Raw genomic sequence first — 25,476 nt, 5'->3', positions numbered from 1 at the left:
GAGGGGCCGACCGGAGCGGACCTCCACGATGAAACGCTGAGGGCGCCGGGTCAGGTTGTGGTGTCGCCGTAGGTCGGGCGGTGTTCCTGGACGGAGTCGGCGAGGTGGTCGGCCAGCTCGTCGACGTCGAGGCGCTTCTCGATGCGGCGGAGGTCGTCGATCTTGGCCTTGGTCTCGGCGCGGCGGGGCGCGAGCATGGTGCAGCAGTCCTCGTCGGGCAGCTCGGAGATCGACAGGGTGCGGATGCGGCGCGCCTGGTCCATGATCTCGCTCTTGTCCATGCCGACGAGGGGGCGCAGGATGGGCAGCTCGACGGCGTCGTCCAGCGCGGTGATGTTGGTGAGCGTCTGGCTGGACACCTGGCCGAGCGCGTCACCGGTGATCAGCGCGGTGTCGCGGCGGCGGTGGGCGAGGACCTCGCCGGTGCGCAGCATCAGCCGGCGCTGCGCGATCACGGCGAGCCGGTCCGCGCCGGACGACTTGATCTGCTGCTGCGCCTTGCCGAACGGGACGACGAACAGCCGGGACCCGCCCTGGAACTTGTCCAGCTCGCGGACCAGCGCGTACGCCTTGTAGATCGACTCGGGGCCGGTGAACGGCATGCCGGAGAAGTGCAGGTAGTCCACGCGCAGGCCGCGGCGCATCATCCGGTAGGCGGCGACGGGCGAGTCGATGCCGCCGGACATCAGCACGAGGGCGCGGCCGCTCATCCCGACGGGGAGGCCGCCCTGGCCGGGCAGCCCGCCGGAGTAGACGAACACCTCGTCGCGGTCGACCTCGATGGACAGGGTGTGCTCGGGGTCCTTGAGCCTGACGGGCTGGCCGTAGCGCTCGGCGACGAGGCCGCCGATGTGCCGGTCGAGCTCGGTGGAGGTCATCGGGAAGCGCTTGTCGCGGCGCCGGGACCGGACGGCGAAGGTGCCGGTGCGGCCGTCCATGAGTTCGAGGGCGGCGCGCTCGACGCTGGCGAGGTCCTTGCCGACCCGCCAGGCGCGGTGCGCCCACACGATGCCCATGACGTCGGTCACCCGCTGCGCGACGCGCTCCATGGTGGCGAGGTCGGCGTCGTGCTTGCGGATGATGAACACGCCGTGGCGGCGGACGACGTCGACGCGGGCGATGGGCCGGACGGCCAGCCGCACGTTGTCGGCGAGGCGGCGCTCGAACAGCTCGCGGTTCTTGCCCTTGAGGACGACCTCGCCCAGTTTGAGCAGCACGCACGGCTCGCCGCCGGCCGGCGACTGCTCCCGGGCGTCCGCCGGCGCGGTGTCGAGCGTGGTCATGCGTGATCCTCCTGGCGGGAACAGGTCGAGGGGCCGGCTTCTAGTGTGGCCCACAGTGGGCAACACCGCGACCCGGAAGACGTGTTCCCGCCGGGAGGGCCCGATCAGCCGAAGAAGACCTCGGCCTCGGCGTAGCGCTCGAGCGGGACGGTCTTCAGCTCCTTGGTCGCCTCGTCCAGCCCGACCCGGACGATGCCGGTGCCCTGGAGCGCGACCATCTTGCCGAAGTCGCCGTCCTTGACGGCGTCGATGGCCTGGAGGCCGAAGCGGGTGGCGAGGACGCGGTCGAACGCGGTGGGGGTGCCGCCGCGCTGGATGTGCCCGAGCACGGTGGCGCGGGCCTCCTTGCCGGTGCGCTTCTCGATCTCGTCGGCGAGGGCCTGGCCGATGCCGCCGAGCCGGACGTGCCCGAACGCGTCCCGCTCCCCGGTCTGCAGCTGCATCTGCCCGTCGATCGGGTGGGCGCCCTCGGACACGACGATGATCGGCGCGTACCGGGTCTTGAACCGGCTCTCCACGTACTGGCAGACCTTCTCGATGTCGAAGGGCCGCTCGGGGATGAGGATGACGTTGGCGCCGGCGGCCATGCCGACGTGCAGCGCGATCCAGCCCGCGTGCCGGCCCATGACCTCGCAGATCAGCGCGCGGTGGTGGCTCTCGGCGGTGGTGTGCAGCCGGTCGACGGCCTCCATGCCGATGTTGACGGCGGTGTCGAACCCGAACGTGTAGTCGGTCGCGTTCAGGTCGTTGTCGATCGTCTTCGGGACGCCGACGACGTTGACGCCGCTCGCGTACAGCTCGCGCGCGACGCCGAGGGTGTCCTCGCCGCCGATGGCGATCAGGGCGTCCACGCCGAGGCCGGCGAGGTTGTCCTTGATCCGCTCGACGCCGCCCTCGACCTTGACCGGGTTGGTCCGGGACGAGCCGAGAATCGTGCCGCCGCGCGGCAGGATCCCGCGCACGGCCTGCACGTCGAGGGCCACGGTGTCGCCTTCGAGGGGCCCGCGCCAGCCGGCCCGGAAGCCCACGAACTCGTAGCCGAAGACCTGCACGCCCTTGCGGACGACCGCGCGGATCACCGCGTTCAGTCCGGGGCAGTCCCCGCCACCGGTCAGCACTCCGACGCGCATGCCGTCTCCTTCTCCCGCCACCGGGCTCCTCCCTCGATTCACAGGCCCGAACATACGGCCACGGGGCGGGCGCGCCGGGCGTCCCGGCGTGCCGCCATTGGTCTAGACCATAGCCGCTGCCGGGGGCGGCGGCACACCGTTCGCGCCGCGCCGCACGGGTCAGCGCGGCGCGCCCCGTCCGAAGACCCGGACGTACCCGCGAACCCGCACCGCCACTCCCCCGGGCGCCCGGCGCACGGCGGCCCGGCGGGGGCGCGGCGGGGACTCGCCGTCATACGACCACCGGACCTCGGCGAGCGCCAGTTCCCGCGCCGCGTCCGCGTCGAGTTCGCCGCGGTGGGCGCGCGCGAAGTCCCACCCGTCCCGCAATGACCCGCGGGTCGGCCGCTCGGCGGCCCAGGCGGTGAACGCGTCGCGCCAGGACGTCCCGTAGGACGCGGCGAGTGCGGGCCACGCGCGGGCGGCCTCCCCGGCCCGCTTGAGCAGGATGCCGCGCGCGGCGGCCCCGACGGCGCCGGGGTCGAAGCCGTCCGGGAGCGGCCCGCCGGCCGCCATGGCGCGGACGAGCGCCTCCTGCGCCGCCGCGAGGGCGGGGTCGAAGGGGCCGCTCATGTGATCGGCGGGTAGCCGGACGCGGCGGCGACGGCGTCCAGCTCGGCCCGCAGCTCGCCGGCCGGCGGGTAGTGCCCGTCGCGCTCCAGCAGCAGGCCGGGCGGGCGGCGGCGCGCGCACAGCTCGGCGACCAGGTCCAGGACCTCCGGCGGGACGGCGGCGGTGTGGGTGTCGTGGTACCGGCCGCCCCGCTCGGCGCCGCCCGCGACGTGGCAGTAGGCGACGCGGTCGAGCGGCAGCCGGTCGAGGAGGTCCAGGGGGTCCTCGCCGCGGTTGCGGGCGTTGGCGTACACGTTGGCGACGTCCAGCAGGAGCAGCGCGCCGGTGCGGTCGAGCAGTTCGGTCAGGAAGTCGGCCTCGGTGTACTCGGCGTCCGGCCAGTCGAACAGGGCCGCGATCGGCTCGACGGCCAGCGGGACGGGCAGCTCGGCCCGCGTGCGGCGGATGTTGGCGGTGAGGGCGTCCAGCGCGGCGCGGGTGCGCGGCACCGGCAGCAGGTGCCCGGCCTCGATCCCGCCCGCCCGGACGAACGCGACGTGCTCGCTCACCAGCGGGGCGCGCAGCGCGTCGGCGCACGCGGCCAGGTGCGCGACCCGCTCGGCCGCGACGGGCTCGGCGCCGCCGAGCGACAGCTTCACCCCGTGCGGGACGACCGCCGCGCCCCGCTCGCGCAGCTCCGCCAGCTCCGGCGCGGGACGCTCCGGGTGCACCGATTCGGCGATCACCTCGGTGAAGCGCAGCCCCGGCAGCGCCCCGACGAACCCCGCGATCTCCGGCCGCCACCCGATCCCGACGCCCAGCTCCGGAAGGTCAGCCGCCTCCACCGCAGCCTCCTCCCCCGCCGCAACCGCCTCCGCCACCGCAGCCTCCTCCTCCGCCGCCGCAGGAGCCTCCGCCGCCGCAGGACGACGCCGAGCAGACCGAGGCGCTGGACGAGCACGACGATCTCCATTCCACGCCCGAGGTCGCCGCGGTACCGGACAGCTCCAGGTAGCGGCCGAGCCCGACGGTGTGGACGAACACCGGGTCGAGCGCCATCAGCGCCGCCGTCCCGAACAGCGCGACGCCGAGCAGGACCTCGGGGCCGGGGAGCCCGGCGTAGGCGGCCCCGTTCTCCGGGTCGAGATGGGGGGCGCGCTCCCTGGCCCGCTCGACCGCCCGCTCCCCCTCCGCCGTCCGCTCGCCCTTGTCCGCACCGAGCGACAGCGCGCCGATCCCCAGCGCGGCCAGGCCCGCGAGCGGCACCAGCGCGGCCGGGAACCCCTCGAAGACGTCGCCGAGGACGAAGACCGAGAAGCCGATCACGATCCAGACGAACACGGCGCCCCGGGCGAACCGCAGCCGGGTCCGCCCGCCCGGCCCGATCAGCAGGCCCTGGGCGACCAGCCCGTCGCGGAGCCGGTCGCGTTCGGCCCGGACGCCCGCCTCGGCGGTGAGCTCGGCGAGCGTCCCGGCCCGGCCGCCGGCGACGGCGCCGAAGACCGCCGCGTCCAGCGGAGTCCCGGCCGCGTGCGGGCCCGCGCCGGCCGGCCCGGTCGCCGCGAGCCGCCCGTCGGCGTGCGCGTCGACCGCGCGGTCGAGCCGGAGCGCGGTCAGCGAGGCCGCGATCGCGTGCCGTCCCCCGCCGTGCAGGTAGGCGATCTCGTAGGGGTGCGGGTCGCGCGGCGGCGGGGCGCCGCGCACCAGCGGCGCCCGCACGGTCCGCAAGATCAACAGCAGCAGGGCACCGATCACGAGGTGGAACGCGAGGAAGCCCAGTGCGGACCCCGAGATGTCGTCGACCATGGCACGCTCCCGTCCGGCGGCACGTTCACGTCGTGAGACGCGGGCGCTCCGGCCGTGGTTCGGGCCTGGATCCGGGTGCCGCTAGTCCTCCTGGTCGAGGCCCTTCTCGATGGCGTAGCGGACGAGTTCGACGCGGTTGTGGAGCTGGAGCTTGCCGAGGGTGTTCTGCACGTGGTTCTGCACCGTGCGGTGGGACAGGACGAGGCGCTGCGCGATCTGCTTGTAGGTCAGGCCCTTCGCGACGAGCCGCAGCACCTCGGTCTCGCGGTCGGTGAGGCGCGGGGCGTCGTCGTCTTCGGCGCGGGCGGGCGCGGCGGCCAGGCGGCGGTACTCGCCGAGGACGAGCCCGGCGAGGCCGGGGGTGAAGACCGCGTCGCCCTCTCCGGTCCGGCGGACGGCGTCCAGGAACTCCTCGCGGGCGGCGGACTTCAGCAGGTAGCCGGTCGCGCCCGCCTTCACCGCCTCCAGGACGTCCTGCTGCTCCCCGCTCGCCGACAGCACCAGCACCCGGACGGGCGGGTCGGCGGCGGCGAGGTGGCGGGTGACCTCGACGCCGCTCAGGTCGGGCAGCTGGAGGTCGACGACCGCGACCTCGGGGCGCGCGGCGGCGGCGATGCGGACCGCGGCGCGGCCCTCCCCGGCGGTGGCGACCACGTCGTGCCCGGCTTCGGCGAGGTCGCGGGCGACGGCCTCGCGCCACATCGGGTGGTCGTCCACGACCATGACTCGCAGGCTCACGTGCACACCCTAAGCCGGACGAACCGGGCGGCGGGGCACGGTCATCTCGATCTCGGTGCCCTCGCCCGGCGCGGCGGCGATCGCGACCGTGCCGCCGAGGTCGGCGACGCGGCCCCGGATGGACTGGGCGACGCCGAGCCGCCCGTCCGCCGCCGCCTCGGCCAGCCGGCCCGGGGGCATGCCGGGGCCGTCGTCGCGGACGCTCACGGCGACCCCGTCGGCGCCGTCCTCCAGCAGCACCCACGCGCGGGCGCCGTCGCCGCAGTGCCGCCGGACGTTGTCCAGCGCCGCCGCCACGGCCGCCGCGACCTCGCGGGCGGCGTGCGCGGGCAGCGGCACCGCGGTCGCCGGCGTCGAGACCGTGACGGACGTGGACGCGTGCGCGGTCAGCAGCGGGCGCAGGTCGGCGTCGGCGGTGTCGGCGGTGTCGGCGGTGTCGGCCCGCGCGGGGGCGGCCGGGGCTGTGCCGATGAGGGCGCGCAGCGCGGCCTCCTGCTCCCCGGCGAGCCGGCCCAGCTCGGCCGCCTCGCCGCCGAGCTCGCCGCCGCGCCGCTGGACCATGGCGAGGACCTGCAGCACCGAGTCGTGGATGCGGCGGGCCAGGCGCTCGCGCTCGCGGTTGGCCGACTCCAGCTCGACCGCCCGGGCCAGCCGCGCCTCGGCCTCCCGCGCCAGCCGGACGACGTGCCCCACGACGAGACCGGCGAGCACCAGCAGCACGATGCCGTTGAACGTGGTGCCGCCGATGCCGCCGCCCGTCCCGGCGATCGCGTGGACCAGGAGGTTCGCGGCGGCCAGCACGAGCGCCGCGGTGAGGCCGAGCCGCCGCCCGCCCGCCACCGCCCACGCCAGCACCGCCGCCGCCACCCACGACACCGGCAGGGTGGGGCGCCCGGCGGCGATGTTCGCGGCGGTCTCCACCCACGCCGTCGCGAGGATGCTCGCCGCCGCGACGGCGAGGTCGGCGGCCAGGAGCGGCCATCCGCGGCGGCGCGGGTCGCCGAACGCGGCGACCGCGTAGGCGGTCCACGCCGCCATGACCGCGAGGACGGCCCACCCGGCGGCGGGGTGCGCGTAGCCGTCGAAGTTCATGGCGATCACGATCGCGGCGTAGACCAGCGCCAGCCCCCGGTAGACGGCGACGGCCCGCCACAGCGCGACCTCCAGGCCCATCACGGCCCGCTACCCGCGGTCGCTGAGCCCGCCGTCGTCCTCCTCGGCGGACCGCACCGGCCTGCCCGCCAGCTCGGCCTTCACCTCGGCGGCGTACCGGTCGACGTACTCCTGCCCGGACAGCTCCCGGATGGCCCGCATGATCTCGTCGGTGATCTCCCGCAGCACCCGGTGGTCGTCCTCCCGGCCGTAGTAGCGGGAGAAGTCCATCGGCTCCCCGAACCGGACGCCGGGCCGGACGCCGAGCCGCGGCAGCGGCTTGCCGGGCGGCATCAGGTCGAAGGTGTTGATCATCGCCATCGGGATCACCGGGACGCGCGACTTCAGCGCCAGCCGCGCCACCCCCGTCTTGCCGCGGTACAGCCGGTCGTCGGGGGCCCGGGTGCCCTCCGGGTAGATGCCGAGCAGCTTGCCCTCGCCGAGGATCCGCAGGCCGGTCTGCAGCGCCGCCTCCGCCGCGTCCCCGCCGGTGCGGTCGACCGGCACGACGCCGACGCCGGTGAAGAAGCCCTTGCTGATCAGCCCTTTGATCCCCTTGCCGGTGAAGTACTCGCCCTTGCCAATGAAGAAGATCGGGCGCATCAGCGGCAGCGGGCCGAAGAAGTGGTCGGCGAACGACAGGTGGTTGCTCACCATCAGCGCGGGGCCGCGCTTCGGGACGTTGCGCATGCCCTTGTTCCGCGGCCACCACCCGAGGTACAGGATCGGCGACAGGACGATCCTGAGCAGGATCCAGAACCACAGCATGCGGGCACCTTCCTCGGAACCGTGCCCTCAGGGGTGAGCACGACCGGTCCCTGGCCGAGCGGAGACGATGGGACATCCTCCCACTCCCCGTCCCACCGATCTACCGACCGGTACCCCTCAACGGGACGCGGTCGCGCGGCGGCGGGGCCCGCCGGGAACGTAGGCTCTGAACGGTGAATCTCAATCGGGCGCGCCCGGGGGCTTGTCCCGCGCGGCGCAGCGAATACCGTGGGACACACGTTTCGGGGTGTCCGGGAGTGCCGCGGCGGGCCGCGGGCACGGCCGGGCACCGCAGTGTCGATGGGGGAGCGGAGGCCGCCATGCCGGTGCCGACGGTCACGCCGGAGTCGTCGAAGGAGCCGGCCCCGTGAATCGCCGTGGCAACGGCCTGTCGGCCGACACCTACGCCCCGCTGGTCGATCTCGCCCCGCATCTGGCCGACGCGATGCTGGCGGCGCTCGGCGAGGCCGGGGTGGCCGCCTACGCGACCTCGCCGGCCGGGCTGCCCGAACTCGCCGACCCGGCCGCCGAGCCGGTCGCGGGCGACGTCCTCGACCGGCTGTACGTGGACGTCGACATGAAGCCCGCCGCCGAGGGCATCCTGCGCGTCCACCTGGCGCGGCTCCGCGAGGCGTCCGCCCGCGGCTCCGACGCCGACCGCGCGGAGGCCGCCGAGCCCGCCGAGCGCGGCGACCAGGGCGAGCGCGCCGAGAAGGCCGAGCGCGCCGAGACCGGTCTCGCCGACCCCGCCGAGGGCGCCGCCAGCACGGACGGGGGCGGCGTCGCCGAGCGCGACGAGGACGCCATCTGGGCCGAGATCGTCGCCGGGTTCGACACCGGCCCGGAGGGCGACGACGTCCCCTGGCCGGACCAGGAGGACATCCGCGAGGACGTCCGCGAGCCCGCCGCCGACCCGCCGCGGGAGGGCGACGACCGCTCCGGCCGGCTCCCCCGCGCCCGCGTGATCAAGCCGCCGGAGCCGCCGGAGTTCCCCGCCGACGGCGGCGAGGAGGAGCACTACGTCCCGCCGCCCCCGCCGCCGCTGCCGGCCGCCGACCCGCTCACCAAGGGCGCCTGGATCGCGCTGATCGGCGGGCCCGTCTACCTGCTCGTCACCGTCATCCTCGACTGGGAGGTGCCCGGCTGGGCCGCCTTCCTCGCCGTCGCCGCGTTCATCGGCGGCTTCGTCACGCTCGTCCTGCGGATGGGCGACGAGCCCCGCGACCCCGACGACGGGGCCATCGTCTAGCCCAGCCGCAGGTCGGCCATGACGGGCCGGTGGTCGGTGGCGATCGGGTAGTCGCGGGCGAGGGCCTCGTCCTCGGGGACGCCGCACGCCTCGATCCCGATCGCGGAGTCGGCGAAGACGGCGTCGATGCGCCGGTTCGGGTTCCGGGCGGAGAAGGTGAGCTCCCCGCCGGTGGGGGCGGCCGCGTAGCCGTCCCGGAACCGCGCGGCGAGCAGGCCCCAGGCGTCGCCGCCCGGTTCCTCGTTGAAGTCGCCCGCGAGCACCGCGGGCGCGCCGTGGCGGGCGCGGGCCCGGTCGAGATGGGCGAGGATCTCGTGGACGTGGCGCTCGCGCGGGCCGGGCTCCAGGTCCAGATGGGTGCTCGCGGCGATCAGGCGGGCGCCGCCCGCCTCCAGCACGGCGATCGCCAGCGCGCGCCGGTGCAGGCCCCGGTCGGGGGTGAGCAGATGGAACTCGCGCGCGACCCGGCGGACGTGCGGGGCGGTAAAAACGGCGAGCCCGCAGGCCCGCCGCCCCGCCGCGATCCGCAGGCCGCACGCCCGCGCCAGCAGGCGCCGCCGCACCCGCCACGCCCGGAACCGCGGCACCTCCTGCAGGCACAGCACGTCCGGGCCCGCGCCGCGCACGACGCGGGCCACGGCCGCCGCGTCGTCGCGCAGCGACCGGACGTTGTAGGTCAGCAGGCGGACGGCGGCCACGCCTAGACGGCCGCGTCCCGGACGGCCGCGTCCTGCACGGGCCGGACGCGGGCGAGGTCCGCGGCGCCGACGATGCCCGCCGCCGACCCGAGCTCGGCGATCCGGATGTCGGGCAGCGGGCGGTGGCCGCGTCCGGTCAGCGCGTCCTCGAACGCGGCGCGGATCGGGTCGAGGAGGAGGTCCCCGGCGTCCGACAGGCCGCCGCCGATGATGAACGCGCCCGGGTCCAGGATGGCGGACAGGTCGGCGAGGCCCTGGCCCGCCCAGTGCGCGATGGTGCGGAAGCACTCCAGCGCGGCCTTGTCGCCCTCGCGGGCCGCCTGCGACACCTCGGGGCCGCTGATGCCCTCCGGCCGCCCGCCGCCGAGCTCCAGCAGCCGCCCCGCCATCGCGGGCGCCACCCGGGCCAGGTCGCGGGCCTCGTGCACGAGCGCGTTGCCGCTGGCGTACTGCTCCCAGCAGCCGCGGTTGCCGCAGCCGCAGCGGCGCCCGTCCGGGACGACCCGGAAGTGCCCCATCTCGGCGCCGATGCCGAACCGGCCCCGGTACAGCTCGCCGTTGACGATGATGCCGCCGCCGATGCCGGTGCCGAGCGCCACGAGCACGAGGATGTCCTCACCGCGCCCGGCGCCGAACCGGGCCTCGCCCCACGCGGTCGCGTTGCCGTCGTTCTCCACAACGACGGGCAGGCCGACCAGGCTCTCGACCTTCTCCTTGATCGGCTCGTCCCGCCAGGCGAGGTTCGGCGCGAACAGCACGGTGGCGCGGGCCTCGTCGACGAAGCCCGCCGTGCCGAGCCCGACCGCCGACACCTCGTCGTACTTGCCCTTCAGCAGGTCGACGACCTCGGCGATGGTCTCGGCGGTCTCCTTGGGGTTCGTCGAGGGAGTCGGCCGGCGGACCTTCTCCAGGATCGTCCCCCGGTCGTCGACGACCCCCGCGGCCACCTTGGTGCCGCCCACATCCACGCCGATGGTCAGGGCCATGTAACGGTTCCTCCTCCTCGCGCGCCCCGGCTGGAGCCACTGCCGCGTACCCGGTGCCGGCGGGGCCGGGCAGGGCTCCGCCGGGCCGGGTACTCCCGACCGGTCGGACGTACCCGCCCGCGGGCGAATCGACGCCTCCGGGGGCCCGGGTACCGCGCATTGGCACGGTCCCATGCCCCGCCGTCGCCTCCATCATCCCCCGCCGCGGGCGCGCGCGGTATCGCCGCCGCCGGCGCCCCGCCCCGCCGCGCGGGGCGGCGCGCCCGGGTCAGCTCTCGACGCGGCGCTTGAGGCCCTTGAGGGCGGAGTCGATGATCCGCTTCTCGCCCTTGCGCTTCACCATGCCGATCATCGGGATGCGGACGTCCACGGCGAGCTCGTAGACCACCTCGGTGGCGCCGCCCTCCTCGGCGAGGGCGTAGGTGCCGTGCAGGCCGGTGACGACCGTGCCGGGCTCGACCAGCTCCCAGCTGACCCGGTCGTCGCCCTCCCAGGTGTAGGCGAGCCCGACGGTGTCGCTGAACGGGCCGCCGTCGAAGGTCAGCCGGCCGCGCAGCGCGCGGCCGTCCTCGCCGGTCTCCTGCACGGTGAACTCGCGGATCCCGCTCGCCCACCGCGGGTACGCCTCCAGGTCGGCGATCACCGCCATGATCTCGGCCTTGCCGGCCTTGACCGTGATGGAGGAACGCGTGCGGTCGGCCATTTCCGTCTCCCTCCTGCCGTCCGCGGGCCCGCGCCGGGGCCCGCCGTCGTGACGACGGTATCCGTCACACCGTCAGGACGTACGGAACGCCGCGTGCCCGGAAGTGCCCGACGTTCAGGCATTCGGTGCGGCCGACGCGGATCCGGCGCGCGAGCGGCTGGTGGACGTGCCCGAACAGCGCGTACCTCGGCTGCGTGCGGCGGATCAGCTCCAGGATCGCCTCGCTGCCCCGCTCGAACCGGCGCGCCACCGTGTCGTAGAGCAGTTCGGGGACGGCGGGCGGGATGTGCGAGCACAGCACGTCGACCTCGCCGAGCGCCGCGACCTTGGCGGCGAAGGTCTCCTCGTCCAGCTCGTAGGGGGTGCGGTACTCGGTGCGCAGGCCGCCGCCGACGAACCCGAACCGCAGCCCGCCGATCTCGGTGGTCTCGCCGTCCAGGACGTGGTGGCCGTCGCGCAGGTGCGCGGCCCACATGCGGGGGACGTCGACGTTGCCGTACGTCAGGTAGGCGGGGGCGGGCATCGCGGCGAACAGCTGCGCGTACTGCCGGTCGACGGCGCGCTCGATGTGCGGCCACGCGTCGCCCTCCAGCGACGCCCACAGGCCCCGGGAGAAGGCGCGGGCGTCGTCGAAGCGCTTCTCGGTGCGCAGCGCGATGAAGCGGTCGGCGTTCTCCCGGCCGAACAGGTCAGCGAAGATCCCCTGCGCGTGGTCCTGGTAGTCGATGAACAGGATCAGGTCGCCCAGGCACAGGAGGGCGTCGGCGCCGTCCGCCGCGCTCGCCAGGGCGTCCGCGCGGCCGTGGACGTCGCTCACCACGTGGATCCTCATGAACCGACTCTAATAGGACAGACCACCCGGCAGGTCGGGCGGGGTCAGCCGGTCGCGGCGGACACCAGCGAGCGCCACTCCCGCACGAGGGCCGGGTCGACGGGCAGGTCCCAGGCGCCGTCCGGGCGGACGGCGGTGCCGACGTGGAACGCCGTGACGCCGGCGGCGGCGAGCACCGCGACGTGCTTGCGGCGCAGCCCGCCCCCCGCCATGATCATCCCGGCGGCGTCCGGGTCCTCGGCGGCGCGCCGGACCAGCACGTCCACCCCGGCGTCCACGCCGCGCGGCGAGCCCGCCGTCAGGACGGTGTCGAGGCCGCCGCCGAGATGGCGGACGGCCCGCCACGCCTGGGCGGGGTCGGCGGCGTGGTCGAGCGCGCGGTGGAACGTCCAGGGCAGCGGGGCGGCGACGGCGGCGAGCTTGCCGGTCGCGGCGGCGTCGACCAGGCCGGCGGAGTCGAGGAAGCCGAGCACGAAGCCGTCCGCGCCCGCGGCGGCGAGGTCGGCGGTGGCCCGCCGCAGCCGGTCCAGCTCGGCGCCGGTCGTGCGGAACCCGGCGTTCGCCCGCAGCATCACCCGCATCGGCAGCGCCGTGGCGGCCCGCATCGCGGCGACGAGGTCCGGATCGGGGGTGAGCCCGTCGGCGGCCATGTCGGCGACGACCTCGAGCCGGTCGGCGCCGCCCTCCTCCGCCGCGCGCGCGTCGTCCACGGTGAGCGCGATCACTTCCAGCAGCGACATGGCCCTCCCCCGAACCGCCTGCGTCGTACGACCGGGGACCAGCGTAGGCGACGCGGCCGCGGGCGCCGCGGGCGACGGTGCGTTCTTTGCCGTGCCGTTGAACCGGCGAAATTCCTACTCATGGGTATCATTCGGGTGCGGAGAAGCCTCCGGAGACTTCCCGCCGACCTGGAACACCGACGTACAGGAGTGGGCCGTGCGCGAGTTCAGCGTCCCCGCGATGGTGGAGGTTCCCGACTCCGCCAATCTGACCGACGCGCCCTTCACCCGTGCCGCCGAGCAGCCCGGCACGATCGTGGCGCGCCGCAAGAGCGGATCGGGAGCGGGGGACGCCTGGAGCGCCGTCACCGCGGCCGAGTTCGCGGCCGAGGCCGCCGCGGCCGCCAAGGGCCTCGCGGCCGCGGGCGTCGAGCCCGGCGACCGGGTGTGCCTGCTGTCGCGGACCCGCTACGAGTGGACCGTCCTCGACTACGCCGTCTGGACGGCCGGCGCCGTGTCGGTGCCCATCTACGAGACGTCGTCCGCCGAGCAGATCGAGTGGATCGTCGGCGACTCCGGCGCGAAGGCCGTGTTCGCCGAGACCGCCGAGCACGCCGGGCGCGTCGCCGAGGTCAGGGACCGGCTGCCCGGCCTCGCGCACGTGTGGACGATCGACGCGGGCGGCGTCGACGAGGTCGTCCGGCTCGGCGCGGACGTCGGCGACGACGTGATCGAGGAGCGCCGCCGGTCCCGCACCGCCGCCGACGTCGCCACGCTCGTCTACACCTCCGGCACCACCGGGCGTCCCAAGGGCTGCGAGCTCACCCACGGCAACCTCGTGTCGACCGCGCGGAACGCGGTGCAGGGCGCGATCTCCGAGGTCGCCGTCGAGGGCAGCTCCACGCTGCTGTTCCTGCCGCTCGCGCACGTGTTCGCGCGGCTGATCCAGGTCGCGACGATCGAGGGCGGCATCGTCCTCGGGCACAGCGACGTCCCGAGCCTGCTGCCCGACCTCGCCTCGTTCCGGCCGACGTTCCTGCTCGCCGTCCCGCGCGTGTTCGAGAAGGTCTACAACGGCGCCGAGCAGAAGGCCGCGGCGGACGGCAAGGGCAAGGTCTTCAAGGCCGCCGCCGAGACCGCGATCGCCTACAGCCGGGCGCTGGACGCGGGCCGCCCCGGGCTCGCCCTCAAGGCGAAGCACAAGCTGTTCGACGTGCTGGTGTACGGGAAGCTGCGCGCCGCCGTCGGCGGCCGGGTGCAGTACGCGGTGTCGGGCGGGGCGGCGCTGGGCGAGCGCCTCGGGCACTTCTTCCGCGGCGTCGGCATCACGATCCTGGAGGGCTACGGCCTCACCGAGACGACGGCGCCCGCCAGCGTGAACCGGCCGACCGCCATCAAGATCGGCACGGTGGGCCGGCCGATCCCGGGCGTGGACGTCCGCATCGCCGAGGACGGCGAGGTCCTCGTGCGCGGCATCAACGTGCTGCGCGGCTACTGGAACAACGAGGCCGCCACCAAGGAGGCCCTGGAGGACGGCTGGTTCCACACCGGCGACCTCGGCTCCCTCGACGGGGACGGCTTCCTGCGGATCACCGGCCGCAAGAAGGAGATCCTCGTCACGGCGGCGGGCAAGAACGTCGCGCCCGCCCCGCTGGAGGACCGGCTCCGCGCGCACCCGCTGATCAGCCAGTGCCTCGTCGTCGGCGACGGCCGCAAGTTCATCAGCGCCCTCATCACGCTGGACGAGGAGGCGCTCGGGCCGTGGCAGGAGCGGCTCGGCAAGCCCGCGGGGATGGCGATCGACGACCTGCGCCGCGACCCCGACCTCATCGCCGAGATCGAGGGCGCGGTCGCCGAGGCCAACAAGTCGGTCAGCCACGCCGAGGCGATCAAGAAGTACGTCATCCTCGGCGTCGACTTCACCGAGGAGGCCGGGCACATGACGCCGAGCCTGAAGGTGAAGCGCAACGTCGTGATGAAGGACTTCGCCGACGAGATCGACGCGCTCTACGCCTCCTAGCGGGGCCGCTCAGCGGCTCAGCACAGCGACGCGACGGCGTCCTCGACCGGGGTGCCGCCGTTCAGCAGGTCGAGCGTGCGGCGGCGGACGCCCGGGGCGTCGAGCAGCGCCACCACGACCGCCGCCACGTCGTCGCGGGTGACCGCGTCGTGCCCGATCGGCGGCTCCTCCAGCCGCACCAGCCCGGTGCCGGGGTCGTCGGTGAGCCTGCCGGGGCGCAGGATCACCCAGTCGAGGGCGTCGCGGTCGCGGAGGTCGTCCTCGGCCTCGCCCTTGGCCCGGATGTAGGCGTCCCACACCTCGCCGCGCCCCGGGGCGGCCTTCTCGCCCGCGCCCATCGCGGAGATCTGCACGAACCCGCGCACGCCCGCGCGCTCGGCGGCGTCCGCCATCAGCACCGACGCGGCACGGTCGACGGTGTCCTTGCGGGCCGTGCCGCTGCCCGGCCCCGCCCCGGCGGCGAACACGACGGCGTCCGCGCCGGCGATGAGCCCGGCGACCTCGTCGGTGCCGGCGGCCTCCAGGTCGCACACGACCGGTTCGGCGCCGGTGTCCCGGACGTCGCCCGCGTGCGCCGGGTTGCGGATGATGCCGCGTACGGTGTCCCCCCGTGCGGCCAGCAGCCGGGACAGCCGCAGCGCGATCTGCCCGTGCCCGCCCGCGATCACAATGTCCATGCCGCGATCGTAGGACGCCCGGCCCCCGGACGCGCGCGGACGCGGCCGGTGCGCCCCCACCGGCCGCGTTCCGGTGCGCTCCCCCGGCGTTCCGCGTTCCGGGCGTTCCGGACGCGGGGGGCGCGGGGGGCGCGGCTCAGCGGCGGCGCTTGCCGGTGGTGCGCGCGCCCTTGTTGATGGCGTTGACCGCCTGCTGCATCAGCCGCTCGCCCATCACGTTGATGAAGTCGCCGTGGTCGGTGACCGGGTCGTGGCCCGACTCGGGGAAGCTGTCCAGCGCGAAGGCGAGGGGCTTGGCGGGCACGTCGTAGGCCAGCGTCATCCGCAGCTGCGGGATGGCCTTGAACCCCTGCGGGCAGGCGCCCGTCCGCGCGTCGGCGAAGGCGACGTGGTCGCGGTGGTTGGCGCTGTCGGTGTTCTGGCCGTCCCAGCAGCCGGGGAAGTTCAGCACGCGCTCGACCTTGCTGCCCTGCGGGCACAGCGGGTACTTGTCGGTGAACGCCCGGTTCTCGAAGCCGCTGCACGTCCACGACGCGTGGGCGTTCTTCAGGCCGTTGGTCACGGCCTTGGCGTCGCCGGTGGCGATGCGGATGAACTGCGGCGCCGCCGTCACCTTGGCGCGCGGGTTGCCGAGGAACTGCAGCTTCACGCTGGAGGGGGTGACGATGCTGCCGACGTTGCCGTCCGCCGTGCTCTGCTCGGCCCGGTCGGAGGTGTCCTTGCCGTCGCGCAGCCGGACCACCGGCCAGAAGTAGGCCGACTTGTCGCCGTTGGTGCAGGTCGTCCCGGCGGCGGCGAACGTCTCGTCGGTGGAGAACGCGTTGGTGTCGAGGTTGCCGACGTAGTCGTGGATGTGGTGCGCGCCGTTGACGACGCCGGGCGCGGCGAGGACGTTGTCGGGGTTGCTGTGCGCCTGCCCCTCGTTCACGCCGCAGTTGGACGAGAACACGCCGGTGGACGCCTGCCGGGTGCGGCGCGGCTGCCGGACGCGGGGCGCCTTGCGGATGTCGACGAACTGGTCGGCGCGCAGCTCCGGGTTGGGCGGGGGCTGCTGGCCCTGGTCGCCGCCGTCGCCCTGGTCGCCGTTCTGGCCGTCGTCCATCTGGCCGCCGTCGCCCATCTGGCCGCCCATGTCGTCGGTCGGCTCACCGCTCGGCTGGCCGGAGGGCTGGTCCGTGGGTTCGGCCGTGGGCTGGCCGGAGGGCTGATCGGTGGGGTCGCCCATGGGCGGGTCGGCGGGGTCGCCGGTCGGCTCGGCCGTGGGGTCGCCGGGAGGCTGGGCGGTCGGCTGGGCCGTGGGCTGGGCGCCGTTCTGCTGGGTGCCGCTGGTGGGCCTGGCTCCGCCGCCCTGGAGGTTGGGGACGCCGTTGCCCTCGGCCGGCCGGCCGGGATAGGCGGCGGGATTGGCCGCCTTGGTCGTCTGCGGGCTGTACGGCCCGGCCGCGGCGCCGGGGGTCTCCTGGCACGCGGTCGCGATGAGGGCGAGCGCCGGGACCAGCACGGCGAACGCTTTCTTCTTTCGTCCCATGGAAAAGGTCTCCCTCTGCGGGGGTGGGATGTTCAGTTCAGTGCAGGGCCCGCCGGGGCACCAGGCCGGTGCTCTCCAGCAGCGACATGTGCGTGTTGACGAATTTCATCGCCCGCTCGGCGAACGCGCGGATCACCGAGTTCTCCGACTGCGCGCGCACTTTGGCGATGACCGCGAAGACCTGCCCGTGCGCGGCGCGCAGCCGCAGTACGAAGGTCTTGTCGTAATCGCCGCCGAACTTGCCGGACATCTCCCGGAGCCAGCTCTTCTGGCTGCCGTTCGGCTCGTTCGGCACGAGCACGCCGAGCTTCTCGGCGGTGGCGCGGGTGTCGGCGTCCAGCTGGACGTGCTGCTGCCAGATGATCTCTGCGACCTGCCGCACCCGAGGCGCCCGGGCGCGCTGCTGCGCCTGCTGGCCGGCGGGTATCTCCCACAGCCCGGCCTGCCGGACCTTGACCAGCAGCTGCCGGTCCAGGGTGCTCATCGGCCCCCACTCGGTCCGCACGGTGCCGCCCAGGTTGGCCGCGCCGCTGGCGGGCACTCCGACGGGGTTCAGCACGACCGCGAAGGCCGCGCCGACGGCGGCCACGGCCGCCAGCACCAGCAGCAGGCGCCCCTTTCCGAGGCGCGGGAGCCTGCGTCCTCCAGCCATTCCGTAGGATTTCCTCAAGGTTCCTTTCCTCCTCTCGGGGATCTCTCGACGGACGCGGCGCGGGTCCGCCCATGAATACGCACCGCACCGGCGCGAGGTTCAACGGTGTCCGGCAGATGTCACTTTTTCCGCGCCACCGGAATTCATCGCCGCGACGGCGCTCCCGGGACGCCGTCGACCACTCGGAGCGCCAATGCCGGGCACATCGCGACGGCCTTCTGCACGTCCTTCTCCAGCCATTCTGGGATGTCGGTGCCGAGCACCACGGGAAAGCCGTACCGGTCGAGCTGGATCAGTTCGGGGACGAGGTAGGCGCACAGCCCGTGCCCGTCGCAGCGGCTCCAGTCGATCGCCACCCGGCCCTCGGAGCCGTCCGGCACCGGCAGCGGCAGCACGCCGTAGGTGGACAGGCCGCAGCCGCCGCCCCAGCGGTGCGCGTCGATGTCGGCGCCGAACGCCTCCATCGCCGACAGCACGAACCTCGCCGTCCCGTCCGGGTGGGTGCAGGCGCCACGGCCCCGGCCGACCCCGGCGGCGCGGCGCACGTCCTCGACCCTCCCGGCGCCCTCGGTCAGCGCGTTCAGCGACCGGACGACGTCCGGCAGCCCCAGCCGGCACGGGCCGCACTGCCCGGCGGACTGCGCCGCGAGGTAGGACGCGATGCGGGTGACCTCGCCGAGCGGGCAGGTGCCCTGGGTGAGCGGGAGGATGATGCCGGCGCCGACCGTCCCGCCGACGCGCCGCATCCCGGCCCGCGACAGCACGGCCCGCGACACCCCGCCGGGGCCGAGCCACATGCCGTGGTAGCCGCCGACGAGCACGCCCGGGGACGGCGGCACCTGGCAGTGGTCGAGGACGGCCTGCAGCGGCGTGCCGAGCGGCGCCTCCACCACCTGCGTCCCGCCGATCGTGAGCAGCGTGGTGCCGGGCTCCTCGTCCGTCCCGGCCGAGGCGTACAGGTCGGAGCCGAGCGAGACCAGCACCGCGAGCTGCGCGAACGTCTCGGTGTTGGACAGCAGCGTCGGGAAGCCGTCCACCCCGGAGTCGGACGCGCGGACCTTGACGCCCGGCGGGATCGGCGCCTCCCCGTTGATCGCGCGGACCACCGCGCCGCTCTCCCCGGAGATGAACCGCTCGGTCAGCCGGACGACCCGGGCCGGCATCCGCCGCTCGCTGATCGCGGCGCGCACGGAGCGGGCGGCCTCGTCGTCCTCGACGGCCACGATGATCCGCTGCGTGCCGAGCGCGGAGGCGGCGATCTGGGCGCCGTCCAGGACGAGGTGCGGGGCCCGGCCGAGCAGCACCTTGTCCTTGGCGCTGCCGGGCTCGCCCTCGGCGCCGTTCACGACCACGACCACGTTCTCGCTGGAGCCGCGCTCGTCGGCGCGCTCGCCGGGCAGCAGCGCGGTCTGGTCGGCGGTGGGGTGCCTGATCCGCGCCGCGACCGCCATCAGCTTGCGCGCGAACGGGAACCCGGCCCCGCCGCGCCCCCGCAGGTCGACCTGCTCGGCCATGCGGATCAGGTCGTCCAGTCCGGGCGCGCGGAGCTTGCCGTGCACCGCCAGGTGCCGGTCGATGTCCAGCCGGTCGAACCGGTCGAACCCGAGCGTCAGGCGCGGCCCGCCGATGCCCGAGACCGTGACCGTCGACGTCATCGCAGCACCTCGGTGTCGCGGCCGGGCCCGGTGAGCGGCACGCCGCGCGGGTCGCGGGTGGTCCGGCGCGGATCGTCGTAGCCGTCCCGCTCGCCGAAGTCGCGCTCGCCGAACTCCCGCTCGCCGAACTCCCGCTCGCCGAAGTCGCGGCCCGCCGCCGCGGCGCGGCCCTCCTCGTGCTCGCGGGCCGCCATCGCGCGCCGGTAGCGGGCGCGCCCGGCGCCGTCCGGCACCGCGAACGGGTCGATCTCGGCGCCCGCGCGCGGCAGCTCCCGCGGCTTGATCACCACGATCATGCGGGTGACCAGCGCCAGCACGACCAGCACGACGCTCATCACGTAGCTGAGCACCACCCAGTTCGCCGCGGACCGGCCGGTGATGAGGCCGTGCACGATCGCCATCGGCCAGGCGATGTAGGCGAGCACGTGCGCCGACCGCCACATCCAGCTCTTGCCGCGGACCGCGAACCGGGCCCGCACCATCCCGGTGGCCATGACGAGCACCATCAGCTCGGCGGCGATCGTGCCGAGGCCGACGGCGCCGCCGTCCGGGACGACGACCTGCGCCGGCAGCGCCAGCCCGTTCATCACCTTCACCGAGACGTGCGCGACGAGCATCGCGGTCGCCACCACGGCCGCCGCCCGGTGCACCGCCTGCGCGAGCACGCGGTGCCGGATCTTCAGGATCAGCCGCTCGGTGGCGAGGAGCCCGCACATCACGGCGGTGGTGTAGGCGACGAGCGCGAACACCCCGGCGTAGAAGTTGAGGAAGTACTGCACGTTCGCGACCGCGACCGCTCCCGGCGGGGTCGCCGCGCCGACGAGCACCAGCACCGCGCCGGCGAGCACGACGCGCAGCACCCAGGTGGGCACCGCGGGATCATCACTGCTGCGAGTTCGCACCGTTCGGACTCCTGTTCTCGGTTGCGGCCGCCGCCGGGGCGGCGGCCGTTCCTGCGCCGTCCTCCGGCGAAGGGCTCGGAGACGGCGACGGCGGCACGGGCTCCTCCTCCGCCGCCGCCGGGACGGGGCCGAGGTTGGCCATCAGGCCCCCGGGGAGCACTTGCAGGGCGCCGCGCTCGGCGAACCCGAGCAGCGGCTTGGCCCGCTCCCGGAACGTCCAGCCGCCGATCTCGGCGCCGTCCAGCGGCACGGTCCCGGTGCCGCCGCGCAGCCCGAACCCGACCTCGGCCCGCGGTGCCGCCGCCCCGCCGCAGGGCCGTTCGGTGCCGGTGCCGCCGAGCGCGCCGCCCTGCGCGACGACACCGCCGTCGCGCAGCCGGGTCACGTTCCGCAGCCGGTAGTAGGTGGTCGCGAGGCCGCTCGGGTGGATCAGCATCACCATCGCGTTGCCGGACGCGTTGCCGCAGAACCGGTAGAGCCTGCCCTTGGCGGACGCGACGACGCGGCCGTCGCCGCCGGAGAACGCGAGCGAGGCCAGCGGGCGGGCGGAGCCGTCCGAGGTCGTCATCGCCCAGACCTGGCCGATCTTCCACGGCAGCATCAGCCGGTCGCCGGCCCGGGTGCCGTTGACGAGCGCCGCGGCCCCCTCGGCGGTGACCGTGCCGTACTCGCGCAGCAGCCGGCCCTCCGCCGCCGGCATGACGGCCGCGGGCATGCCGGCGAGCAGCGTCGCGAACGCCGCCCCGCCGGACAGCCCGACCTGCCACCGCTTCCCGGTCCAGTGCGCCGCGTAGAACGCGACCTCCGGGTTGGCGGCGCTGGACTCGGGGACGGGGATCGCGGTCGTGCCGAACACCCAGGTCCGGTCGGCGCTCGTGCGGGTGGCGCCGACGATCGGCTGCTGCGCCGGCGCCGCGCCGTAGGCCTGCCGCGCGGCGGCGCCGCGCTCGGCCAGGGTCAGCTTCCGGACCTGCGCGGCCAGCACTCGCAGGCTGGGGCCGTCCGCCGCCGGGCCGGTGCCGCCGCCCTCGGCGGGCCGCCGGGACGGCTGCCCCGGCCGCGCGGGCGCGTCCGTGCCCGGCTTCGGCGGCTGGATCGCGCGCTGCGAGCCGACCGGCCCCGACGTGCCGCCGAGCGGGCCCCCGTCGAGGAGCGCCCGCTCCAGGATGCCGAGCAGCGACAGCCCGACGGCGGTGGACAGCACGATCGCGCCGATCCCCAGCCGGTCACCGGGCCGCCGGCCGCGCCGCGGCCGCGCCTTCGGCCCGGACCGCGCCCCCCGCCGCTCCACCCGCCCCCGCTCCGCACGCCGCCCCCGCCCAACCCCCTCACCCCGAGCATCGAACCGCGCCGTCCGTGCCGCCCGCGCGTCCCGCGCATCGAACCGCGCCGTGCGCGCATCTCGCGCCTCCGACTGCGGTGTCCGCGCATCGCGCGCGTCGAAGCGTGCCGTGCGCGCGTCACGCGCGTCGGATCGGGGTGTGCGCGCATCCCGTGCAGGCTGTGGTGGGCGGGGGGTGCGTTCGGGGCCAGGTGTGCGGGCGCCGCGTCGGGGTTGCGGCGCCCGGGCGTCGCGCGGGGTGGGGCTCGATGGTGGTGCGGCCGGGCGCCCGGGGGGCACCGTGGGGACGTCGGTCCGGGTGGCGCGGGAGTCGGACGGGCGGGCGGTGCGCCGGTTGCGGGCCTCGAAGGGGTCGGCGCGGCCGGAGCCCTTGTTGCGCACGGCGAACGGGTCGGTGCGCCCGTCGCGCCGCTTGGCGGGCGGCTCGCGCCGCTTGGCGGGCGGCTCGGGCCGCTCCTGCGCCTCGCGCCGCGCACGGGACCTGCCCTCGCGCCGCTTCGCCTCGCGCCGGCCGGGCTCGCCGCGGGCCGCCTTGCGCCCGCGCTCGAACCAGTCCGGCTGCTCCGACCACCAGGACCCCTCGGGCCACTGGGGCTCCTCGGACCAGCGCGCCTGCCCGGCCGCCGGTCTCGATGAGGGGCGCGCGGGCGTCTCCGCCCACGATGAAACATGCGTGTCGCCCCGGGACGCATGCCCGTTATCGCGTCGCGCCATGCCCTCTCCTGTGGAGGAGACGGAGGGCTCGGCGAACGCCGGTGGCTCCGCACCGCCGGGCCGCAGGCCCGGCGGCGGTTCCGCTGAGACATCACGGGACCGCGGTGTCGGAGCCCGCTCGCTCCCACCGCGTTCCCCGGACGAATTCTCGGCGAACCCGCCCGATCACTCCGGGAGCATACGCCCTAGGAGCCGTTCTGACGGCAATTGGTGCCAAGAAACCGTCCCGGCCTTATCCCGCGGCCGTTCCACTCTCCGGACGAGTACGCAGGAACGGCGCATGGGGTTCATTTCTTCTGGCCGCTATCGCAGGAACTTCGCGGCCAGGGGCGCCGCCACTCGCGGCCCGGACCCACCGCCCTGGACGAACACCGCGAACGCGACGTCGTCCCGGTACCCGATGAACCAGGCGTGCGTCCCGCCGGCGAACTCCGCGGTGCCGGTCTTGCCCGCCGTCCCGCCGGGCAGGCCGGCCCCCGCCGCGGTGCCCTCGGTGACGACGGCCCGCATCATCGTGCGCAGGGCCGCCGCGCCGGGCACGGGGCGCGGTGCCGGGGCCCGTCCCCCGCTCTCCCGCATCAGCTTCGCCGGCAGCAGCCGGGGCGGTCGCCAGGTGCCGTCCGCCGCCGCGGCGGCGACCGTCGCCATCAGCAGCGGGCTCGCCTGGACGCGCCCCTGCCCGATCGCGGCTTCGGCCAGCTCCGCGCCGCTGCGCGGATCGGGGAAGCTCCCCGCCGCCGCGTCGACGCCCGGGTTGAGGGGGGCGCCGAACCCGAAGCGGCGCGCGCTCGCGGCCAGCTTCGCCGCGCCGAGCCGCTCCACCGCCAGCCGCGCGAACGTCGTGTTGCAGGACGCGGCGAACGCGCCGCGCAGCGTCGTCCGGCCGAGCGCGTGGTCCTCGTCGTTGTGGATGGTGCGCTGCGCGGTGACCACCGAGGCCGGGCAGTCGGCGCCGGTCCCGGCGCCCGCCCCGTCCGCGACCAGCCCGCCCGCCGTGACGACCTTGAACGTCGAACCGGGCGGGTAGCGGCCGACGAACGCGCCGAGGCCGCCGAGGGCGTCCGCGACCGCGAGGACCTCGCCCGTGCCGGGCCGGACGGCCACGATCGCGGCCTGGCCGGATGCGGACGCGACCGCCTTCTCCGCCGCCGCCTGCAGCCGCCGGTCCAGCGTCGTGCGGACCTTCCGGCCCTTCGGTACGTCGAACAGCTTCACCCGGCGCGGCGGCGCCTCGCCGTCCCGCAGCACGATCGCGTACCCGACCTCCTCCTCGTCCGCGTCGAGGCCCGCGGTGATCCCGTCGAGGTAGGGCGCGAGCAGCCCGTCGCGCGGCAGCGCCTTCCCGTCCCGCGCCACGAGCGTCACCGCCGGGACGCGGACCTGCCCGATCGTCCACGCCCCCTTGCCCTTCAGCCCGGGATACAGCGTCGCGGGCGTCCACAGGACCCGCCACCGCCCGTCCACGCGGCCCAGCCGGAGCACCGCCTGGAACGACCAGTCCCCGTGCCCGGACAGCGACCGGGTGACGGTGAACGCGGCCTGCGCCGCATCCTTCCCGGACCGGACGACGGGGCGCGGCTCCACCGCGATCGCCGTGACCAGGAGCCCGCGCGACAGCGCCCGGTACTGCGAGGCGAAGTCGGCCGGCGGGTCGGCGACCAGCTCCCGCATGCCGTCCAGGTCCCCCTCGCCCCAGGCGGTGAAGAAGCCGGCCGCGACCTCCTCGGGCGTGTCGTCCCGCCCGCGCCGCAGTATCCACCCCGCCGTGAGCCCCGCCACCAGCACGACCGATAACACCGCGGCCAGCACCACGACACCGCGAGACCGCATGACCCCTCCTCCGCCGGCCCGGCCGTCCGAACGCCTGATCATCCCAGTGTCCGAATGCTCCGTACATGCGAAGTAGAGCCGTTTTTGTGGCCGAAACTGGAAGGCGGCTTAGCGACGACTCATCCGCCCCTTAAACGCGCTTTAACGGCACTCCCGCACCGCCGGAACTCCCCTAGCTTCGGAAACGTCAGCGACCGCGGACGGAACGGCGGCAAGGAGGTGGCCCCATTGCATCGATCACCGCGACAAGGGATCGGCCCGGGGGCCGCCCGGCCTCCGCAGTCCGCGGCCGGGCACCGCCGGGGGCGCGATCCCCGCGGTGCCGGACGCCGCGGGTCGTGCCCCGCGCTCCCGTCCCCGCGGACCCGGTCCACCGGGCCGGCCCACCACGGCGCACCCCACCTCCAGGTCCTCCACGAGGGCGCCGGGCCGGCCGCGACCGGATCACACCCACATCCCCTCGGCAGGGGCAGGTCCGCACGGAACGGCCTCCGGGCGCAGGGCACGGCCCGACCAAGCCGTACGCCGGCCGCAAGACGGACGTCCGTAACCTGAGCAGGCGGCGACCTCAGCGTTGCGATCGCGTGCGAAGCCAGGTTCGAGCGAAGCGAGAACCTGATCGCGCAGGGAGCCGCCAGGCGAGCCGGAGCGATGCAGCGATCGCCGCTTTGCCCGTGGAAGGAAGGCGCGCCAGCGCCTGACGCCGAGGGCGAAGCAATCAACTGGTCCAGGGCAGGCGGACGGCCTCCAGGGAGTCGTCCGTCAGGACGGCCTCGATGAGGGACGTCGGGCCGACGATCTTCGTGCCCCACAGGTCCCAGTCGCAGTAGACGACCCAGGAGCGGTCCTCGGCCCACAGGTCGGACGGGCAGCTGTTCAGCCCGGGATGGTCGTAGAGGGCGGTCGCGTCGCCGAGGCGGCCCGCGAGGACGGTGTCGTCGTCCCAGTCGCCCGTGACCAGCGGGCAGTAGTAGGCCAGGCAGCGGGTGTCCGCGCCGGACGGGCCGTGCCGCAGCAGCACGCCGATGAGGCGGTTCCAGCTCTCCCGGTCCAGGCAGCCCTCCGCGGGCGGCCGGACCGCCGCCGACCAGCTGCCCGCCGGGTGCCCCTGGCGCAGGCAGCGGCTGCCCGGCAGCGCCCCGTCCGGGACGACCGGCTCACCGAAGCCGCGCGCCAGCTCCCGCCACCGCAGCCGCCGCCACCCCGCGCCGGGGTCGCCGGTGCGGCCGAGGTCGACGCCGGTGACGATCGCGCCCTCCAGCAGGTCGCCCATGTCGGACGGGCCGGTCAGCCCCGCCGCCGCCACCGACTGGTGGACATCGTCGTGCGTCGTGGTGACCAGGCCCTCCCGCCACACGTACATCGCGTGCAGGAGCCAGGCGGCGTCGGGGCGGCGCGGCGGCTCGAACCCCGAATGGCCGTGGCCCGGATCCAGCTCGCGCAGCCACCGGGCGGCGTCCCCCGGAACGCGGGCCCATGCGTCCTCGATGTCCATAGCCGC

General features: G+C 75.3%; 23 protein-coding genes. 2 read left to right on the top strand and 21 right to left on the bottom strand.

All coding sequences use genetic code 11. From position 1 onward, the window contains the following. Window positions 1-50 precede the first annotated feature (50 nt). The 8 genes from thiI to HUT06_RS14950 form a co-directional block, all read right to left on the bottom strand. Window positions 51-1,283 (bottom strand): tRNA uracil 4-sulfurtransferase ThiI, encoded by a 1,233-nt coding sequence (gene thiI, locus HUT06_RS14985; protein WP_176196295.1) that lies wholly within the window; start codon window positions 1,281-1,283, stop codon window positions 51-53. Between the two features lie 104 nt (window positions 1,284-1,387). Next, a complete protein-coding gene (locus HUT06_RS14980) occupies window positions 1,388-2,413 on the bottom strand; it encodes a 6-phosphofructokinase (protein ID WP_176196294.1) in 1,026 nt (341 codons plus the stop codon). A gap of 159 nt (window positions 2,414-2,572) precedes the next feature. Then, on the bottom strand, window positions 2,573-3,025 hold the full coding sequence (locus HUT06_RS14975; RefSeq protein WP_176196293.1) for a hypothetical protein: 453 nt from the start codon (window positions 3,023-3,025) through the stop codon (window positions 2,573-2,575). Next, window positions 3,022-3,849 (bottom strand): DUF692 domain-containing protein, encoded by an 828-nt coding sequence (locus tag HUT06_RS14970; RefSeq protein WP_176196292.1) that lies wholly within the window; start codon window positions 3,847-3,849, stop codon window positions 3,022-3,024. The genes HUT06_RS14975 and HUT06_RS14970 overlap by 4 nt, the downstream gene beginning before the upstream one ends. Continuing rightward, window positions 3,836-4,810 (bottom strand): TIGR04222 domain-containing membrane protein, encoded by a 975-nt coding sequence (locus tag HUT06_RS14965; RefSeq protein WP_176196291.1) that lies wholly within the window; start codon window positions 4,808-4,810, stop codon window positions 3,836-3,838. Before HUT06_RS14965 ends, HUT06_RS14970 begins: the two co-directional genes overlap by 14 nt. 81 nt (window positions 4,811-4,891) lie before the next feature. Then, complete coding sequence (locus tag HUT06_RS14960) at window positions 4,892-5,533, bottom strand: response regulator transcription factor (protein WP_176201374.1); 642 nt, start codon at window positions 5,531-5,533, stop codon at window positions 4,892-4,894. A gap of 24 nt (window positions 5,534-5,557) precedes the next feature. Further along, window positions 5,558-6,721: a MacS family sensor histidine kinase gene (locus HUT06_RS14955; protein ID WP_176196290.1), complete on the bottom strand. Its 1,164-nt coding sequence runs from the start codon at window positions 6,719-6,721 to the stop codon at window positions 5,558-5,560. A gap of 9 nt (window positions 6,722-6,730) precedes the next feature. After that, a complete protein-coding gene (locus HUT06_RS14950; protein WP_176196289.1) occupies window positions 6,731-7,468 on the bottom strand; it encodes a 1-acyl-sn-glycerol-3-phosphate acyltransferase in 738 nt (245 codons plus the stop codon). A gap of 367 nt (window positions 7,469-7,835) precedes the next feature. Here HUT06_RS14950 and HUT06_RS14945 point away from each other — a divergent pair, with 367 nt between their 5' ends. Further along, complete coding sequence (locus tag HUT06_RS14945; RefSeq protein ID WP_176196288.1) at window positions 7,836-8,717, top strand: hypothetical protein; 882 nt, start codon at window positions 7,836-7,838, stop codon at window positions 8,715-8,717. Here the strand turns inward: HUT06_RS14945 and HUT06_RS14940 are convergent. The 5 genes from HUT06_RS14940 to HUT06_RS14920 all read right to left on the bottom strand — a co-directional run bounded on the left by HUT06_RS14940 (window position 8,714) and on the right by HUT06_RS14920 (window position 12,676). Continuing rightward, entirely contained in the window at window positions 8,714-9,415 is a 702-nt protein-coding gene (locus HUT06_RS14940) for an endonuclease/exonuclease/phosphatase family protein (protein WP_176196287.1), read from the bottom strand. The genes HUT06_RS14945 and HUT06_RS14940 overlap by 4 nt on opposite strands. Before the next feature lie 2 nt (window positions 9,416-9,417). Next, the gene (locus tag HUT06_RS14935) at window positions 9,418-10,401 is read right to left on the bottom strand and encodes an ROK family glucokinase (protein WP_176196286.1); all 984 of its coding nucleotides are present in this window, start codon (window positions 10,399-10,401) and stop codon (window positions 9,418-9,420) included. A 268-nt stretch (window positions 10,402-10,669) separates the two neighbouring features. After that, window positions 10,670-11,104, bottom strand: a complete 435-nt coding sequence (locus HUT06_RS14930; protein WP_176196285.1) for an SRPBCC family protein — start codon at window positions 11,102-11,104, stop codon at window positions 10,670-10,672. Between the two features lie 64 nt (window positions 11,105-11,168). Continuing rightward, window positions 11,169-11,936 carry a metallophosphoesterase gene (locus HUT06_RS14925; protein ID WP_176196284.1) on the bottom strand — a complete coding sequence of 256 codons (768 nt, stop codon included), beginning with the start codon at window positions 11,934-11,936 and terminating at the stop codon, window positions 11,169-11,171. 44 nt (window positions 11,937-11,980) lie between these two features. After that, entirely contained in the window at window positions 11,981-12,676 is a 696-nt protein-coding gene (locus HUT06_RS14920) for a copper homeostasis protein CutC (protein WP_176196283.1), read from the bottom strand. Window positions 12,677-12,872: 196 nt separating this feature from the next. Here HUT06_RS14920 and HUT06_RS14915 point away from each other — a divergent pair, with 196 nt between their 5' ends. Continuing rightward, window positions 12,873-14,675: a long-chain fatty acid--CoA ligase gene (locus HUT06_RS14915; protein ID WP_176196282.1), complete on the top strand. Its 1,803-nt coding sequence runs from the start codon at window positions 12,873-12,875 to the stop codon at window positions 14,673-14,675. 17 nt (window positions 14,676-14,692) lie between these two features. On the opposite strand, the gene HUT06_RS14910 is transcribed toward HUT06_RS14915, so the two are convergent. The 8 genes from HUT06_RS14910 to HUT06_RS14875 form a co-directional block, all read right to left on the bottom strand. Beyond that, entirely contained in the window at window positions 14,693-15,352 is a 660-nt protein-coding gene (locus HUT06_RS14910; RefSeq protein ID WP_176196281.1) for an NAD(P)H-binding protein, read from the bottom strand. 136 nt (window positions 15,353-15,488) lie between these two features. After that, on the bottom strand, window positions 15,489-16,880 hold the full coding sequence (locus tag HUT06_RS14905) for a DUF1996 domain-containing protein (RefSeq protein WP_176196280.1): 1,392 nt from the start codon (window positions 16,878-16,880) through the stop codon (window positions 15,489-15,491). Between the two features lie 37 nt (window positions 16,881-16,917). Beyond that, entirely contained in the window at window positions 16,918-17,532 is a 615-nt protein-coding gene (locus HUT06_RS14900) for a DUF4142 domain-containing protein (RefSeq protein WP_176196279.1), read from the bottom strand. 143 nt (window positions 17,533-17,675) lie between these two features. Then, the gene (locus HUT06_RS14895) at window positions 17,676-19,187 is read right to left on the bottom strand and encodes an NADH-quinone oxidoreductase subunit NuoF family protein (protein WP_176196278.1); all 1,512 of its coding nucleotides are present in this window, start codon (window positions 19,185-19,187) and stop codon (window positions 17,676-17,678) included. Further along, window positions 19,184-20,059: a hypothetical protein gene (locus HUT06_RS14890; protein ID WP_176196277.1), complete on the bottom strand. Its 876-nt coding sequence runs from the start codon at window positions 20,057-20,059 to the stop codon at window positions 19,184-19,186. The genes HUT06_RS14895 and HUT06_RS14890 overlap by 4 nt, the downstream gene beginning before the upstream one ends. Before the next feature lie 10 nt (window positions 20,060-20,069). Next, window positions 20,070-22,145, bottom strand: coding sequence for a hypothetical protein (locus tag HUT06_RS14885; protein WP_176196276.1), 2,076 nt, complete (start codon window positions 22,143-22,145; stop codon window positions 20,070-20,072). 303 nt (window positions 22,146-22,448) lie between these two features. Further along, window positions 22,449-23,975 (bottom strand): penicillin-binding transpeptidase domain-containing protein, encoded by a 1,527-nt coding sequence (locus tag HUT06_RS14880; RefSeq protein WP_176196275.1) that lies wholly within the window; start codon window positions 23,973-23,975, stop codon window positions 22,449-22,451. 718 nt (window positions 23,976-24,693) lie between these two features. Continuing rightward, window positions 24,694-25,470, bottom strand: coding sequence for a hypothetical protein (locus HUT06_RS14875; protein WP_176196274.1), 777 nt, complete (start codon window positions 25,468-25,470; stop codon window positions 24,694-24,696). Window positions 25,471-25,476: the final 6 nt, after the last annotated feature.

Source organism: Actinomadura sp. NAK00032 (assembly GCF_013364275.1).
Lineage (GTDB): Bacteria > Actinomycetota > Actinomycetes > Streptosporangiales > Streptosporangiaceae > Spirillospora.
The sequence above is the reverse complement of the archived record's forward strand: the minus strand, read 5'-3'. Positions and strand labels throughout refer to the sequence as shown.